Consider the following 14,542-nt stretch of genomic DNA (forward strand, 5'->3'; position numbering starts at 1 on the left):
CTTTCCGGCCCGACCTTTCCATGCCAAAATGCCCCCCGATACCGGCGATGAAAAAGGGGTGGACCCATGAAACTGGGCCTTATCGGATGCGGCAATATGGGCGGGGCCATGGCGCGCCACCTGTTGCAGAACGCTCAGGCGTTGATCTGCCATGACCCCGACCCGGGCGCGCGCGCAGCCATGGCCGATGCGGGCGCAGAGATCACCGACAGCGCCGCCACATTGGCCGCGCAGGCGGATGTGATCGTGCTGTCGCTGCCCAACGGGGCCATCGTGCGGGCGGTGATGGCAGAGATAGCGGACCATCTCAGCCCCGGCACGACGCTGCTGGACAGCTCCACCTCGGACCCGCAAACCACACAGGCACTATACGCACAGGGCCAGGCGGCGGGGTTCCATTTCATTGACGGCCCCGTCAGCGGCGGGCCTGCTGCGGCGCGCGCCGGGACCATGACGATGCTTCTGGGCGGCGACGCTGATGCCATCAAGGCCCTCCGCCCGCTGCTCGACATCCTGACCGCCAAAACGGTGCATGTCGGGGGGCCAGGCGCGGGCCACGCGGCCAAGATCGTCAACAACATGCTCTGCGCCGCCAATCTGGTGCTGATGGGCGAGGCGATGCGGCTGGGCGCGGCAGCAGGCGTCGATCCGCAGGCGTTGCTGGCGGCGATCAATGCCGGTTCCGGGCGCAGCGGCGTCAGTGAGGTGAATTACCCCAAATGGGTGCTGTCCGAGGCTTTTGACAGCGGCTTTACCATGGGTTTGATGCGCAAGGATCTGCGTCTGGCGCGCGATCTGGCGGCGGGGTCTGGCGTGGATATGCCCGGCTTCGATGCCATCGCGCAGATCTGGGCCGCCAGCGCCGCCGCCTTGCCCGATGCTGCCGATTTCAACAAGATCACCGGGTTCCGGATGCCGGAGGCAAAGCCATGAACCGCCAGGATATCTTCGCCGAGACCATGGCAGCACTTGGCTTGGGCGACCGGGTGCAAAGCCTGATCGGCGGCACGCTTCTTGACGGGCAGGGCGATACCATCACCCTGGTCGATCCCTTTACCGAAGAGGTGCTGACCACCTATAGGGACGCCGGGGCCGATCTGGCCATGCAGGCTTGCGCCGCCGCCGCCAAGGCCCAACGTGACTGGGCGCAGGGCTTCACCCCCGCCGCGCGCGGTCATGTCATGACTGACATCGCCCGCGCCGTGCTGGCCCATGCCGAACCGCTGGCCCGGCTGGAGGCGCTGGTGGCGGGCAAACCGATCCGCGATGCCCGGGTTGAGGTGGCCAAAATGGCCGAGATGTTCACCTATTACGCCGGTTGGGCCGATAAACTGCATGGCGAGGTCATCCCGGTGCCCTCGGGCCATCTGACCTATACTTTGCGCGAACCGCTTGGCGTGGTGTTCCAGATCACGCCCTGGAACGCGCCGGTCTTTACCGGCGGCTGGCAGATCGCACCGGCCATCGCGACCGGCAATGGCGTGGTCATCAAACCATCAGAGCTGACCCCGGTCACCACCGTGGCGCTGGTCAGACTGGCCGAAGCCGCGGGGCTGCCGGCCGGGTTGGTCAATGTGCTGGCCGGGCTTGGCCCCACGGCGGGGCAGGCGGCCATCGCGCATCCCGCAATTCGCAAGGTGGTGTTCGTCGGATCGCCCGAAACCGGGCGCCTTGTGGCGGTTGCGGCGGCGCAGGTCTTGACGCCGGTGATCCTCGAACTGGGCGGCAAATCGGCCAATATCGTGTTTGCCGATGCCGATCTGAAAGCGGCCTGTCTGGGGGCGCAGGCGGCGATCTTCTCGGGCGCCGGGCAAAGCTGCGTCGCAGGCTCGCGGCTGTTGCTGCAACGCGATTGCCATGATGCGATGCTCGAGATGCTGAGCGCGGGCATGAACGCGATCCGGCTTGGCGATCCGCTGGAGGACGCCACCGAAATCGGCCCGATCGGCAATGCGCGCCAATGGGCCCATATCAAGGCCATGGTGGCGGGCGCGGCTGGCGAAGGGGCCGCCGTGATGACCCGCGACACCCTGCCCGAACGCGGCTTTTTCGTCGCCCCGACGCTGCTGGCGGGGCTGGACAATTCCGCCACCGCCGCCCGGGCTGAGATCTTCGGCCCCGTCGCCACCGCAATCCCTTTCGGCGATGAGGATGAGGCCATCGCCCTGGCCAATGACAGTGATTTCGGCCTGGCCGGCGCGGTCTGGACCAATGATGGCGCGCTTGCGCAGCGGGTGGCGGCGGCAGTGCGCGCCGGCACGTTCTGGATCAACAGCTACAAGGCGATTCACGTCTCGGCCCCGTTTGGCGGCTCGCGCGGGTCCGGCTTTGGCCGCTCCAGCGGAACTGACGCCTTGCTGGAATATACCGCGCCCAAGGCGGTCTGGCTCGACACCGCCCCGATTCCGCGCATAGCGTTTGGCTATGTGTCCTGAAATGCCCGGAACCCTGCTCGATGATTGCCGAACGCTGCTGAGCGACCGGCCCGATATCGCGGCGCTGGTGGGGCTGTCAGCCGGTGATTGCACCGATTTCGCCACCCTGGCAGGCGCGCTGCTAGGCGGGATCTGCGCCAATGCGGCCATCCGCGACGCGGCCCATACGGTCTATGCCGAAAACCCTGTGCTGGCTGAAACCTCCGCCTATGACATAACCGAGACCGCGCGGCGCAATTTCGAGCCCGGCGGCGCGGTGGCCACGTTGCTGTTTTCGCGCGGTGCCCATGCCGTGATGGGCCATCGCGTCGCGCATCAAATCTGGGCGGGGGGCGACAGGCTCCGGGCCTTGGCGGTGAAATCGGCCCTGTCGCGGGCGCTTGGGGTTGATATCCATCCCGGCGCGCGGATCGGGCGCGGGCTGTGGCTGGATCACGGGCTTGGCTGCGTGATCGGCGAGACCACGGTGATCGGCGACAATGTCTCGATCTGGCACAATGTCACGCTTGGCAGCACCCTGACCCAGAGCGGCCCGGCGCGTCACCCGCGGATCGGGGCGGGGGCGGTGATTGGCGCGGGCGCGACCGTGCTGGGCAATATCCGCATCGGGGCCGGGGCCAATATCGGTGCCGGTGCGGTGGTGCTGTCCGATGTGCCCGACGCCATGACCCTGGCCGGCCCGCGCGGTGAAATCCGCGGCCCGGCCCGGGTCAGCTTCGCCCCCGGCGCGCCATGAACGGCCGGTTCGGCATCGACCACCCGCTGATTGCGACCCATGACATCGTGGGCCTGCGCAACCGTCTGATATCGCTTGGCTTCACCATGACGCCGGTGGGCCAGCACCCCTGGGGCACCAATACCAGCCTGGCGATGTTTCAAGGCTGCCTGATCGAGATCATGGGCATCTCAGATGAGGCGTTGCTGGATCAGCACCCGGCCGGCGCGTTCCGCTTTGGCCGCCATATCCACCGCCATTTGCAAGCCCGCGAAGGCGTGGCGCTGACCGCCCTGCACAGCAGCGATGCCCGGGCCGATGCCGCGCGCGCAAAACGCGCCGGCCTTACCGTGGCGGGCCATCTCGAATTCGGCCGCGACGTGACCCTGCCGGATGGTCGCAGCGGGCGCACCGAGACCTCGCTGGCGCTGCTGCCCAATGCCACCTTCCCGCGGCTGTCGTTTTTCCTGTGCCAGCAACACCGGCCCGATCTGATCTATGTGCCGGACTGGCTGATCCATCCCAATTCGGCCCAGGGCATTGCGGGCGTCACGATCCGGGCCGAAAACCCCGACCAGCCCGCGTTGCGAACCATGCTGGGCGCGCTTTATGGCCCGCCAAGCGATGTGCAGGGCGGCTTTCGCGTTCCGACGGCAAATGGCACCATCACGGTGCAGACCGGGGCCGCGATAACGGCGATATTCGGGCCCTTGCCGCCCGATCTGGCGGCGCAGCCTGATCCCGGCATTGTTGCGATGGATATTGTCGTCAAACGGCTCGACCGGGCGCTGGCATGGTGCAGAAAAAGCGGGCTCGATTGGCGCGCCGATGAAGGGGCAGTGACGCTGACCAATGCCGCCGCGACCAGCAATATGTTCCTGCGATTTCTCGAATCCCCGGATTACCCCCCGCGCGGATCATCCAGATCACGGCCAAAGCGGCGCGGCATCAGCCCGGCCTGAAACCAGCTTATGGCGGTGTGGATCGAATAGACCGCCAACCCGGTGGCGCGGCGGATATCGGCGGCAAAGGGCACCATATTGGTGCATTCCAGCACGATGGCCCCGGTCTGGCGATGCGCTGTCACCAACTGATCGGCCGCATCCAGCAGGTCCAGGCGGCAGGCGTCAAAATCGATCTCACCCGCATCGCCCAGAATGTCGCGGGAAAAGGCGCGCCCGGCCTCGGTGCCCACCACCGGCGTATCTTGTGCCATGCCGGTCGCGGCGCGCAATTCGGGGCTCAGCGATGGTGCCGATATGGTCAGCACGCCGACCTGCCTGCCCGGCGGCAACGTCGCCTGCACCATCGGCACCTGCATCAGCGAGGATGTCAGCACCGGCACCTGCAGGGCGGCCGCCATTTCGGCCTGCATCACCCCAAGAAACCCGCAATTGGTGGTGATCGCGTCACAGCCCATTGCCACCAATTCGCGCCCGGCCTCGATGAAATCCTCCAGCCGGTCCATCGCCACGCCGCGCACGATAATGTCGGGCGTGGCCCCGCGCACCACTTTGTAGTGCACCGGGAAATCCCAGCTCAAAGCGTTGCCGATATCGCCGGGAATGCGGGGAAATCGCGTCTCCAGCATCAAGATGCCGACGCTGGCCCCATAGACCGTCTTGCCGCCGCGTGTTGTTGCCATTTGTCGTTATCCTGCCTGCACATAGATATGGGAAAACGCGTTGCGCACGGCCTGAATGGCATCTTCGCGCCGCATCCCGATATGGGCCCGCAACATCGAAACCGCGCGGGGCTCATCGCGCGCGGCCAGCGCCTGCAATATGTCGCGATGGTCCGCCATCCGGCCGCGCCCGTCCTGATCGGCGCGCAGCAGCGACAGCCCCATCATCCGCACATAGCGGATACGCCCGTTGATATTGTCCAGCATCCGGGCCAGTTCGGCATTGCCCGACAACCCGACCAGCGCCATGTGAAATGCCTCATCCATCTGCAACAGGCGGATCGGGTCGCTGGTGGTGGAATAATGCGGCTCATCGGCCTCCAGCGCCTGCTTGACTGCGGCAATCGCACCATCCCCGGCACGTGCCAGCGACAGCCGCAGGGCCTCGCATTCCACCGCCATGCGCGCCTCATAGAGATCGAGGATCTTTTCCGGCGTCAGTGCGCGGCAGAAAAACCCCTGGCCGCTGGTGAAGGTCAGAAACCCCTCCGATACCAGCCGGTTCAGCGCCTCGCGCAGCGGTGTGCGGCTGACCGACAGCGCCCGCGCCATTTCCCCCTCGCGGATGCGCTCTTCGGGTTTGATGGTAAATTCGGCGGCCATCCGGCGCAGCTGCTCGGTGATGCGGTCAACATTGCTCTGGGTCGTGTCGGGCATCGCTCGGGGTCTCCGCTATTCTGCCCGGCATCTTGATATTTTTTCGTGAGTGACGCAAGATATATTGACCTGTATACAGTATATCATTCAGGCGATGCGAGGCGCAAAAAAGGGGGGCGGGGCATGTCGAACCGGATGAACGGGGCCGAGGCGCTGCTGCGGATGCTGCAGGCGCATGGCGTGCGCCATATCTTTGGCCTCTGCGGCGATACCAGCCTGCCGTTTTACGATGCGATGCGCGGGCTTGATCACCAGATCACCCATGTGCTGACCCGCGATGAGCGCTCCGCCACCTATATGGCCGATGCCTATGCCCGCGTCACGGGCCGCCCCGGCGTCGCCGAAGGCCCCTCGGGCGGCGGGGCCACCTATATCCTTCCGGGGCTGATCGAGGCCTCCGAAAGCTCCATTGCCGTGCTTGGCATCACCTCTGACATATCCGTCGGCAGCTATGGCAAATACCCGCTGACCGAAGTGGACCAAGAGGCGCTGATGCGGCCCCTGACCAAGTGGAATACGGTGATCCGGCAGGCCGCCCATATCCCGCGCATGGTGCGCATGGCCTTTCGCGCCATGACCACGGGGCGCCCCGGCGCGGCGCATCTGGGGCTGCCCTATGACATTCAATATGAGGATGTGGACCCGGGCGATATCTGGGCCGACCCCGCACATGCCACATTCCCCGCCTATCGCCAGTCGCCTGAACCCGGCGCGGCCGAGGCGGCGGTGGCGGCGATATTGTCGGCCAAATCGCCGCTGATCGTCTGCGGTGGCGGGGTGGTGATTGCCGGGGCCTGGGAGGAGCTGGCGCGCCTTGCCTCGCGGCTCGACATTGCGGTCGCCAGCTCGATATCGGGGCAGGGGTCGCTGGCCGACAGCCATGCCCAATCCCTGGGTGTTGTCGGCTCCAATGGTGGCACCGATGAAACCTGGGAGGCGATGCAGGCCGCCGATCTGGTGATCTTCATGGGGCTCCGCGCCGGATCGACCACCACATCGCGGTGGGAGGCCCCCACACAAGGCACCCGCATCATCCATTTCGATGCCGATCCGATGGTGATCGGCGCGAATTACCAGACCGAGGTTGGCGTGGTCGGCGATCTGCGTCTGGCGCTGGCGGCGCTCAACGCGGTGCTGGATGGCATGGGGCAGGGGGTGGCCACATTCGGCGGCGCGGCTGCGGTGGCTGACCGCAAGGCGCGCAAATTTGCCAGGTTCAACGCGCTGGCAATCAGCGACGCGGCCCCGATCCGGCCCGAACGCATCATTGCCACGCTCAACCGGCTGCTGCCCGCGGATGCCATCGTGGTGTCAGATCCCGGCACCAGTTGCCCCTATATGTCGGCCTATTACCAGCAGGCGCAACCGGGGCGGTTTTTCATCACCAACCGGGCGCATGGCGCGCTTGGCTATTCCCTCTCGGCGGCACTTGGCGCGTGGTATGGGCGCCCCGGGTCCAAGATTGTCGGGCTGATGGGGGATGGATCCTTCGGCTTTACGGCGGGCGAGCTGGAAACCGTCGCCCGCTGCCGCGCCCCGATCACCTATATCGTGTTTTCCAACGCCAGTTTTGGCTGGATCAAGGCCAGCCAGATGGCCGATAAGGGCGCGCGCTATTACAATGTTGATTTTAACCGCGTCGACCATGCGGCGGTGGCGGCGGCCTATGGCGTCAAATCCTACACCGTCACCGATCCGGCCGATCTGGAGAAGACCCTCGCTGCGGCCATCGCCCATGACGGGCCGAGCCTGGTGGATGTGATGACCCAACCGCTGCAGGAAGCCGCCGCCCCGGTGCGGCGGTGGATGGGGTGAGCGCCGTCCCGGAAACGCTCCAGTGGAGCGTTTCAGGCGCGAACGGGCGGAGCCCCGGGGTGGTTGCATCACGCGCAACGCCGAATATTTTCTGAGTCCACAAACGCCCCCCCTTGCCCTAGTCCTCCGCCCGGTAAGGCTCCAGCGCGCCGCTCAGCAATTCCAGAAACTCCTGCCCCACGGTTGACAACGGGCGGCTGCGTGATGTGATCACGGCCATTTCCATCAACAGGCGGGGGCGAAATCTGCGGCTGACAAAGCCCCCCTCGCGGGCAAAATTCAACGCAAACGGATCCATCAGCGCACAGCCCATGCCCTCCTGCACAAAGCTCAGAAGGTTCTTGAACAGATGCGAATGCACCCGGGTGCGCAGGGTCACTCCGGCGCTGTCAAAGGCCTCGCGCAGCCGCCGGTGGGTGACATGTTCCGGCCCCATCACGATAAAGGGCTGGCGCGCCAGCAAATGCGGGGTCAGAATTTCATGTGCGGCCAGCGGGCTGTCCTCGGGCAGCGCCAGCATCAGCTCGACCGGCAGCAGCTGCGCGTTCAACCCGTCCTGCAGAAGCGGCAATTCGCACACCCCGATCTCGAACAATCCGGCGCTGACCCATTCCTGGATCTTGACCGAATATTGCGACTGGAACGAGATCGTCATATCGGGCCGCGCCCGGGCAAATTGCGCAATCAGCTTGGGCATGAAACCAAATGACATCGAATGTTGCGACGCGACCTGAAGCTGCCCGGCCTGCTTGTTCTGCAGATCGACCACCGCTTGCGTCACATGATCCAGCCCGCGCACCACGGTATCGACCTCCTGATACAGCACGCCGGCTTCGGGCGTCGCCACCAACCGGCCCTTGATCCGGTCAAACAGGCGAAACCGGGTCTGGCGTTCAAGCTGCGCCAGCAGGTTGGAAATACCGGGCTGTGAGATGCCCAATTGCCGGGCGGCACCGGTGACCGTGCCGGTCTCGAAAATGGCATGAAAGGCCTGAAGCTGGCGAAATCTGAGCGACATGGCGCGATACTATCACCTTTGATGATGGCTTCCAGATATTATAGTATTTGAAATGATAGTATTGGCGGGGCAGGCTGGCCGGGCGTAACCGTGGGGGGACGGCGTGCCACTGAACCAAAGAATTACCGCCATGGATCTGTGGCATCTGGCGCTGCCGGTCACTGCACGGCGCGATCACGGCATCGGATCGGTGGAGCATGCCGTCGATATCGTGGTGCTGCGGCTGACCTGCGAGGATGGCAGCATCGGGTGGGGTGAGGCCAGCCCCTGGGTTGTGTTCACCGGCTCGCCCGAGGCCACATATGCCGCGCTCGATCGTTACATCCGCCCGCTGGTGCTGGGCCGCAAACTGGCTGACCGCGCCGCCATCATGGCTGATGCGCAGGTCGCCGTTGCCCATTGCACCGAGGCCAAGGCGGCGCTGGAAACCGCGCTGCTGGATCTGACGGGCCATGTTCTGGGGGTGCCGGTCTGGGCGCTTCTGGGCGGGCGGTTCCGCAAGACCATCGCGCTGTCATGTTCCATCGCCGACCCCGATTTTGACAAGGATCTGGCGCTGATGGCGCGGTTGCGCGATGACGGTCTGCGTATCATCAAGCTGAAGACCGGCTTCAAGACCCACGCTTTCGACATGATGCGGCTGGATCGGCTGCGCGCCGATTTCCCCGAATTTTCCATCCGGGTCGATTATAATCAGGGCCTGCACCATGACACTGCATTGGCCTGCCTGCGTGATGTCGCAACGTTCCAGCCCGATTTCATCGAACAGCCGGTCAAGGCGCATCTGCGCGATCTGATGGCGCGGATCCGCGACAGTATCGACGTGCCGCTGCTGGCCGATGAATCCGTGTTCGGCCCCGAAGACATGATGCAGGCGGCGGCGATGGGGCTGGCCGATGGCGTGTCGGTCAAGATCATGAAATCAGGCGGGCTGACGCGCGCCCAAAGCGTTGCGCGGATGGCCGGATCGGTCGGCATGTCGGCCTATGGCGGCGATATGTTCGAGGCCGGGCTGGCCCATCTGGCGGGCACCCACATGATTGCCGCCACCCCCGAAATCACGCTTGGCTGCGAGTTCTATCAGGCCCGCTATTTTCTTGTAGAAGATATACTCGAAACCCGGTTTCACATTGAAAACGGCCAGGTCATCGTGCCCGACGGTCCCGGCCTTGGCAGCGCAGCTGCCCCCGATGTGATCGGGAAATACACGCTCAGGAGCTCGCCATGACCCTAATAGGTCGTCGCCGCCCGCGCGGCCTGATCATATTGCCCCGACATCAGCCTGAGCAGCGTGCTGAGATGCGAAACCTGGTCCGGATCAAATCCCAGTTCGGTCACTGCGCGCAACAGCAGCGCTTCACGGATTTCACGGTATCGACGGCATACCGCCGCCCCCGCCTCGGTCGTGCTGACGATTTTTTCCTTGCCCTGCCGCCCTTCGCGCACCAACCCGGATTTGACCAGCTTCCTGATGGCGTAATTTACGGTATGCGTGTCCTCGATATGCAGGACGAGGCAGATATCGGCCAATGTCTTGGGCCGGTCACGGTGAAAGACCGAGTGCACGACCAGCACATCCAACGCCGACAGTTCCGGGTGACCGGCCGTCGCCATGGCGCGCATCATCCAGCGGTGAAAGGCATTATTGGCAAGCGTCAGGCCAAATTCGAACTCCGAAATTTCGGGAAAGCTGCCTTCGGCCAGATGGGCGGAGGAAACGACAGGACCAAGATCGGTGTGTGACATGGGTAAACTGTGCAATATATCGACAAAATGTCAACAAAAAGTTGACGTTATGTCGGAATCGGGCATTGTATGGAGGGGGGGGAAATCGCTGGTGTCAGAGGTGTTTTTCGAAAGCAGCCCAAAGGTGGGCCGGATATGACGCGTCCCGTCATCGTCATCGGCGCGGGCATTGTCGGCGTGTCCACCGCGATCTGGCTGGCCCGCGCCGGGCGCAAGGTGACCCTGGTCGATCGCGGCGCGCCGGGCATGGGCACATCCTATGGCAATGGCGGCGTGCTGGCCTCCTGCGCGATGGTGCCGGTCACCGCGCCGGGGTTGATCGCCAAGGGGCCGGGCTATCTCATGAGCCGCGATTTCCCGCTGTTTCTGCGCTGGTCCTACCTGCCGAAACTGCTGCCCTGGCTGATCCGCTATCTGGGCCACGCCAATGATGCCGATACCCGCCGCATCGCCGCCGGGCTGGCCCCGATCGTTGGCGACAGCGTCGAACAGCACAAGAGCCTGACCCGTGGCACCGCCGCCGCCGCCTGGATGGCCGACAGCCCCTACAGCTTTGCCTTCAGGGATCGCGCCGCCTATGAGGCCGACGCCTACAGCTTTGCGCTCCGGCGTGAACATGGCTTTGTCCCCGACATCATCGAAGGGGGTGCCGTGCAGGAATTCGAACCCGCGCTCGGCCCCGAAATCACCTGCCTCGCGGTGATGCGCGATCACGGATTCATCCGCGACCCACGCGCTTATGTCGCGGCGCTGGCCGATGAGTTCCTGACACTGGGCGGGGTCTGGCATCAGGCGGAGGTGCGCGATTTCACCCTCACGGATGGCCGCGTGCGCGCCGTGGTCACCGACCGCGAAACCCTGCCCTGTTCGGATGTCGTTCTGGCCACCGGCGTCTGGTCGAAACCCTTGATGGCGAAACTGGGGCTCAAGGTGCCGCTCGAATCGGAACGCGGCTATCACATCGTCTTTGAAGGGTCCGAGAACGGGCCATCATCGCCTTTCATGGTGGCGGCGGGCAAATTTGTCGCCACCCCGATGCAGGGCGGCCTGCGCTGCGCCGGTGTGGTCGAATTCGGCGGGTTGGATGCGGGGCCGTCGCGGGCCCCATTCGCATTGCTCAGACGCCAGGTTGCGCAGGCTTTCCCAAGGCTTACCGCCATCCGCGAGGAGGAATGGCAAGGCCACCGCCCGGCCCCCGCCGACAGCCTGCCCCTGATCGGCCCGGTCGGGGCCACCGGCGTCTATGCCGGCTTTGGCCATCACCACATAGGCTTGACCGGCGGGCCGAAAACGGGCCGACTGCTTGCACAGATGATCACCGGGCAAACCCCCAATATGGATATGAGGCCTTACGACCCGCAGAGGTTCGCGAGCTGACCAACCACAATAACAAGACCAAAAAACCAACCCAACAAGGAGAGACAACATAATGAAAACCTTTACGCTGAGCGTTGCCATCATGGCCATCGCAACCCCGTCCTTGGCGCAGGTCGTCTGGGATATGCCGATGGCCTATTCCGCGACCAATTTCCATTCCGTCACCGGGTCCGAATTTGCCCAATGCGTGACCACGGGCACCGGCGGCGATATCGAGATCGTGACCCATCCCGGCGGCTCGCTCTTTGCCGGCGCCGATATCAAGCGCGCGATCCAGACCGGCCAGGTGCAGATCGGCGAACGCCTGCTGTCGGCCCACCAGAATGAAGATGTGCTTTTCGGCTTTGATTCGATCCCCTTCCTGGTCGGCTCATTCGACGAACACGCGATGCTGTGGGAAGCGGCCGAGCCGACCATCACCGAGCTTCTGGAAAGCCAGAACCTGCATCTGCTCTATTCGGTGCCATGGCCGCCGCAGGGTCTCTATTTCAATCAGGAAATCAACTCGGTCGCCGATATGGAGGGCATCCGCTTCCGCTCCTACAACAACGCCACCAACCGTCTGGCCGAACTGACCGGCATGTTGCCGGTGACCATCGAGGCCGCCGAAATCAGCCAGGCCTTCGCCACCGGCGTGGCCTCGTCCATGGTCTCATCCGGGGCCACCGGCTATGATCGCCGCGTCTGGGAAAGCCTGAGCCATTTCTATCAGGTCGATGCCTGGCTGCCGCGCAACTACATCATGGTCAATGCCGAGGTCTGGGAAGACACGTCCGAGGCCAACCAGAACGTCATCAACGCCTGCGCAAACCTGGCCGAATATGCCGGCCTGTGGCGGGCGCGCGAATATACCGGCTTTACCCTTGCCGGCCTGCGTGCAGGTGGCATGACGGTGGAACCGGCCAATGACGACCTGATGGCCGAACTGCGTGCCATCGGCGATATCATGACCGCCGAATGGCTCGAGGCCGCCGGCCCCGAAGGTCAGGCGATCGTCGACAGCTATCGTGAAATGGCGGCAGCAGCGGCGCAGTAACCGCGCCGTTCTGTCTGCGCGGCGGTGGCGATGCCATTGCCACCGCCGCGCAGATATTTTTCATTCTTCCAGGACGCAACAGGCGGAGGGCCAGACCATGATGGCACGACCACTCGGGCTTCTACGAAACATTCTTGACGGGCTCTACAAGGCCTCCAGCGTGCTGGCAGCGCTTTGCCTGATTGCCATTCTGCTTTTGATCGTGGCCCAGATGGTGGCCCGCTGGACCGGCGAAATCTTCCCCGGAGCGCCCAATTACGCAGGCTATTTCATGGCCGCCGCGTCGTTCCTGGCCTTTGCCAGCGCGCTCAACCGGGGGTCCCATATCCGGGTGTCGATCCTGCTCAATGCGGTGCCGCCCAGGGCCAAATGGGCGCTGGAGGTCTGGTGCTTCGGCCTCGCCTCCATCATCATCTGGTATTTCGTCTATTACGCCTTCTGGTTCACCTTCTGGTCGTGGAAATTCAATGAGGTCAGCCAGGCGCAGGACGCCAGCCCGCTATGGATTCCGCAATCGGTGATGGTGATCGGCGGGGCCATTCTGGGGATCGCGCTGCTCGATCACCTGGTCCATGTCATCTTCCGCGGCGACCACCGCATCCAACGTGATCTTGTCGATCAAAGCTTCGGGGAATGAGGACATGACCGAACTTCTTGCCATCCTCATCTTTCTCTTCGTTCTCTTCTTCCTTCTGGGCACCGGCCTCTGGGTCGGCATCGCGCTGATGGGCGTGGCCTGGGTCGGCATGGAGCTGTTCACCACCCGCCCCGTCGGTGACACCATGATCACCACGATGTGGGCCTCGTCCTCGTCCTGGACCCTGACGGCGCTGCCGCTGTTTATCTGGATGGGCGAGATCCTGTATCGAACCCGATTATCGGAGGATATGTTCAAGGGGCTTTCGCCCTGGCTGGCACGCCTGCCGGGCGGGCTTGTCCATACCAATATCGTCGGCTGCACGGTCTTTGCCGCCGTGTCCGGTTCCTCGGCTGCAACGCTGACCACGGTGGGCAAGATGTCGATCCCGGAATTGCGGGCGCGCAATTATCCCGAATCGCTGATCATCGGCACGCTGGCGGGGGCCGCCACGCTGGGGCTGATGATCCCGCCCTCGCTGGCGCTGATCGTCTATGGTGTCACGGTCAATGAATCCATCACCCAGCTGTTTCTTGCCGGGGTCTTTCCGGGCCTGGTGCTGGCCTCCATGTTCATGGGCTATGTGGCGATTTATGCGATCTTTTCAAAAAGCTGGAAACCCAAGCCCGAACCTGTGATGAGCTTTGTCGAAAAACTCAAGAATTCGCGCTTCCTGCTGCCGGTGATCTGCCTGATTCTTGTGGTGATTGGCTCGATGTATCTGGGCTATGCCACCGCAACCGAGGCGGCCGCCTTCGGCGTGATCGGCTCGTTGTTGCTGGCGGCAAGCCAGGGCTCGCTGAAATGGGAGAGCTTTCGCGAAAGCCTGATGGGGGCCACCCGGACCTCCGCCATGATCGCGCTGATCCTGGCCGGGGCGTCGTTCCTCAAGCTTTCCATGGGGTTTACCGGCCTGCCCCGCGCGCTGGCCGACATGATCGCGGTGATGGACCTGACCCGGTTCCAGCTTCTGATGGCGCTTTTGGTGTTCTACATCATCCTCGGCATGTTCCTCGATGGCATCTCATCGGTGGTTCTGACCATGGCCGTGGTCGAACCGATGGTGCGCGATGCCGGCATCAATCTGATCTGGTTCGGCATCTTCGTCGTGGTGGTGGTGGAAATGGCGCAGATCACGCCGCCGATCGGCTTCAATCTCTTTGTGTTGCAAGGCATGACCGATCACGAGATGAGCTACATTTCCAAGGCCAGCCTGCCGATGTTCATGATCATGGTGCTGATGGTGTTCGTGCTGATCTGGTTCCCCGATCTTGCGCTGTGGCTGCCGGGAAATCAGCTCGGCGGCCCGGGATCGGGGGGATAGCGACGATCTTTGGCAAAGCGCTGGTGATCTGTGCTGCAAACGGGCGCCTGGTTCTGGTGACAGGGCTGGGCGCGCGCCATGGCACGTCTCGGAAAACC

The 14,542-nt window shown here is 63.9% G+C and carries 14 protein-coding genes; 10 read left to right on the forward strand and 4 right to left on the reverse strand.

The window, feature by feature from the left end:
- The first annotated feature begins 66 nt into the window (after positions 1-66).
- The 4 genes from ACW8PS_RS03575 to ACW8PS_RS03590 are packed head-to-tail and all read left to right on the forward strand — an operon-like array spanning position 67 to position 4,112.
- Positions 67-933 (forward strand): NAD(P)-dependent oxidoreductase, encoded by an 867-nt coding sequence (locus ACW8PS_RS03575; protein WP_491525900.1) that lies wholly within the window; start codon positions 67-69, stop codon positions 931-933.
- On the forward strand, positions 930-2,435 hold the full coding sequence (locus ACW8PS_RS03580) for an aldehyde dehydrogenase family protein (RefSeq protein WP_491525901.1): 1,506 nt from the start codon (positions 930-932) through the stop codon (positions 2,433-2,435). The genes ACW8PS_RS03575 and ACW8PS_RS03580 overlap by 4 nt, the downstream gene beginning before the upstream one ends.
- Before the next feature lies 1 nt (position 2,436).
- Positions 2,437-3,171, forward strand: coding sequence for a serine O-acetyltransferase EpsC (epsC, locus tag ACW8PS_RS03585; RefSeq protein ID WP_491525902.1), 735 nt, complete (start codon positions 2,437-2,439; stop codon positions 3,169-3,171).
- Complete coding sequence (locus ACW8PS_RS03590; RefSeq protein WP_491525903.1) at positions 3,168-4,112, forward strand: VOC family protein; 945 nt, start codon at positions 3,168-3,170, stop codon at positions 4,110-4,112. The genes epsC and ACW8PS_RS03590 overlap by 4 nt, the downstream gene beginning before the upstream one ends.
- Here the strand turns inward: ACW8PS_RS03590 and ACW8PS_RS03595 are convergent.
- Together ACW8PS_RS03595 and ACW8PS_RS03600 are read right to left on the reverse strand one after the other, a co-directional pair.
- On the reverse strand, positions 4,052-4,795 hold the full coding sequence (locus tag ACW8PS_RS03595) for an aspartate/glutamate racemase family protein (RefSeq protein WP_491525904.1): 744 nt from the start codon (positions 4,793-4,795) through the stop codon (positions 4,052-4,054). The two genes, ACW8PS_RS03590 and ACW8PS_RS03595, sit on opposite strands and share 61 nt — an antisense overlap.
- A 6-nt stretch (positions 4,796-4,801) precedes the next feature.
- The gene (locus tag ACW8PS_RS03600; protein WP_491525905.1) at positions 4,802-5,491 is read right to left on the reverse strand and encodes a GntR family transcriptional regulator; all 690 of its coding nucleotides are present in this window, start codon (positions 5,489-5,491) and stop codon (positions 4,802-4,804) included.
- Positions 5,492-5,614: 123 nt separating this feature from the next.
- On the opposite strand from ACW8PS_RS03600, the gene ACW8PS_RS03605 reads away from it, so the two are divergent.
- Positions 5,615-7,306 (forward strand): thiamine pyrophosphate-binding protein, encoded by a 1,692-nt coding sequence (locus ACW8PS_RS03605; protein ID WP_491525906.1) that lies wholly within the window; start codon positions 5,615-5,617, stop codon positions 7,304-7,306.
- Positions 7,307-7,424: 118 nt separating this feature from the next.
- Here ACW8PS_RS03605 and ACW8PS_RS03610 read toward each other — a convergent pair whose 3' ends face one another.
- Positions 7,425-8,324 (reverse strand): LysR family transcriptional regulator, encoded by a 900-nt coding sequence (locus ACW8PS_RS03610; protein ID WP_491525907.1) that lies wholly within the window; start codon positions 8,322-8,324, stop codon positions 7,425-7,427.
- A 130-nt stretch (positions 8,325-8,454) separates the two neighbouring features.
- On the opposite strand from ACW8PS_RS03610, the gene ACW8PS_RS03615 reads away from it, so the two are divergent.
- Positions 8,455-9,552, forward strand: a complete 1,098-nt coding sequence (locus tag ACW8PS_RS03615; RefSeq protein ID WP_491525908.1) for an enolase C-terminal domain-like protein — start codon at positions 8,455-8,457, stop codon at positions 9,550-9,552.
- A gap of 2 nt (positions 9,553-9,554) precedes the next feature.
- Here ACW8PS_RS03615 and ACW8PS_RS03620 read toward each other — a convergent pair whose 3' ends face one another.
- Entirely contained in the window at positions 9,555-10,070 is a 516-nt protein-coding gene (locus ACW8PS_RS03620) for a winged helix DNA-binding protein (protein WP_491525909.1), read from the reverse strand.
- Between the two features lie 135 nt (positions 10,071-10,205).
- On the opposite strand from ACW8PS_RS03620, the gene ACW8PS_RS03625 reads away from it, so the two are divergent.
- The 4 genes from ACW8PS_RS03625 to ACW8PS_RS03640 all read left to right on the forward strand — a co-directional run bounded on the left by ACW8PS_RS03625 (position 10,206) and on the right by ACW8PS_RS03640 (position 14,444).
- On the forward strand, positions 10,206-11,447 hold the full coding sequence (locus ACW8PS_RS03625) for an NAD(P)/FAD-dependent oxidoreductase (protein ID WP_491525910.1): 1,242 nt from the start codon (positions 10,206-10,208) through the stop codon (positions 11,445-11,447).
- Between the two features lie 52 nt (positions 11,448-11,499).
- Positions 11,500-12,483: a TRAP transporter substrate-binding protein gene (locus ACW8PS_RS03630; protein WP_491525911.1), complete on the forward strand. Its 984-nt coding sequence runs from the start codon at positions 11,500-11,502 to the stop codon at positions 12,481-12,483.
- A gap of 100 nt (positions 12,484-12,583) precedes the next feature.
- Entirely contained in the window at positions 12,584-13,120 is a 537-nt protein-coding gene (locus tag ACW8PS_RS03635; protein ID WP_491525912.1) for a TRAP transporter small permease, read from the forward strand.
- A gap of 4 nt (positions 13,121-13,124) precedes the next feature.
- Positions 13,125-14,444 carry a TRAP transporter large permease gene (locus ACW8PS_RS03640; RefSeq protein WP_491525913.1) on the forward strand — a complete coding sequence of 440 codons (1,320 nt, stop codon included), beginning with the start codon at positions 13,125-13,127 and terminating at the stop codon, positions 14,442-14,444.
- The last annotated feature ends 98 nt before the right edge of the window (positions 14,445-14,542 follow it).

It is taken from the genome of Alterinioella sp., assembly GCF_058343375.1.

Coding starts and splice junctions, on each gene's coding strand:
- ACW8PS_RS03575 (WP_491525900.1), top strand. CDS start 67: ATGAAACTGGGCCTTATCGGATGCGGCAATATGGGCGGGGCCATGGCG.
- ACW8PS_RS03580 (WP_491525901.1), top strand. CDS start 930: ATGAACCGCCAGGATATCTTCGCCGAGACCATGGCAGCACTTGGCTTG.
- epsC (WP_491525902.1), top strand. CDS start 2,437: ATGCCCGGAACCCTGCTCGATGATTGCCGAACGCTGCTGAGCGACCGG.
- ACW8PS_RS03590 (WP_491525903.1), top strand. CDS start 3,168: ATGAACGGCCGGTTCGGCATCGACCACCCGCTGATTGCGACCCATGAC.
- ACW8PS_RS03595 (WP_491525904.1), bottom strand. CDS start 4,795: ATGGCAACAACACGCGGCGGCAAGACGGTCTATGGGGCCAGCGTCGGC.
- ACW8PS_RS03600 (WP_491525905.1), bottom strand. CDS start 5,491: ATGCCCGACACGACCCAGAGCAATGTTGACCGCATCACCGAGCAGCTG.
- ACW8PS_RS03605 (WP_491525906.1), top strand. CDS start 5,615: ATGTCGAACCGGATGAACGGGGCCGAGGCGCTGCTGCGGATGCTGCAG.
- ACW8PS_RS03610 (WP_491525907.1), bottom strand. CDS start 8,324: ATGTCGCTCAGATTTCGCCAGCTTCAGGCCTTTCATGCCATTTTCGAG.
- ACW8PS_RS03615 (WP_491525908.1), top strand. CDS start 8,455: ATGGATCTGTGGCATCTGGCGCTGCCGGTCACTGCACGGCGCGATCAC.
- ACW8PS_RS03620 (WP_491525909.1), bottom strand. CDS start 10,070: ATGTCACACACCGATCTTGGTCCTGTCGTTTCCTCCGCCCATCTGGCC.
- ACW8PS_RS03625 (WP_491525910.1), top strand. CDS start 10,206: ATGACGCGTCCCGTCATCGTCATCGGCGCGGGCATTGTCGGCGTGTCC.
- ACW8PS_RS03630 (WP_491525911.1), top strand. CDS start 11,500: ATGAAAACCTTTACGCTGAGCGTTGCCATCATGGCCATCGCAACCCCG.
- ACW8PS_RS03635 (WP_491525912.1), top strand. CDS start 12,584: ATGGCACGACCACTCGGGCTTCTACGAAACATTCTTGACGGGCTCTAC.
- ACW8PS_RS03640 (WP_491525913.1), top strand. CDS start 13,125: ATGACCGAACTTCTTGCCATCCTCATCTTTCTCTTCGTTCTCTTCTTC.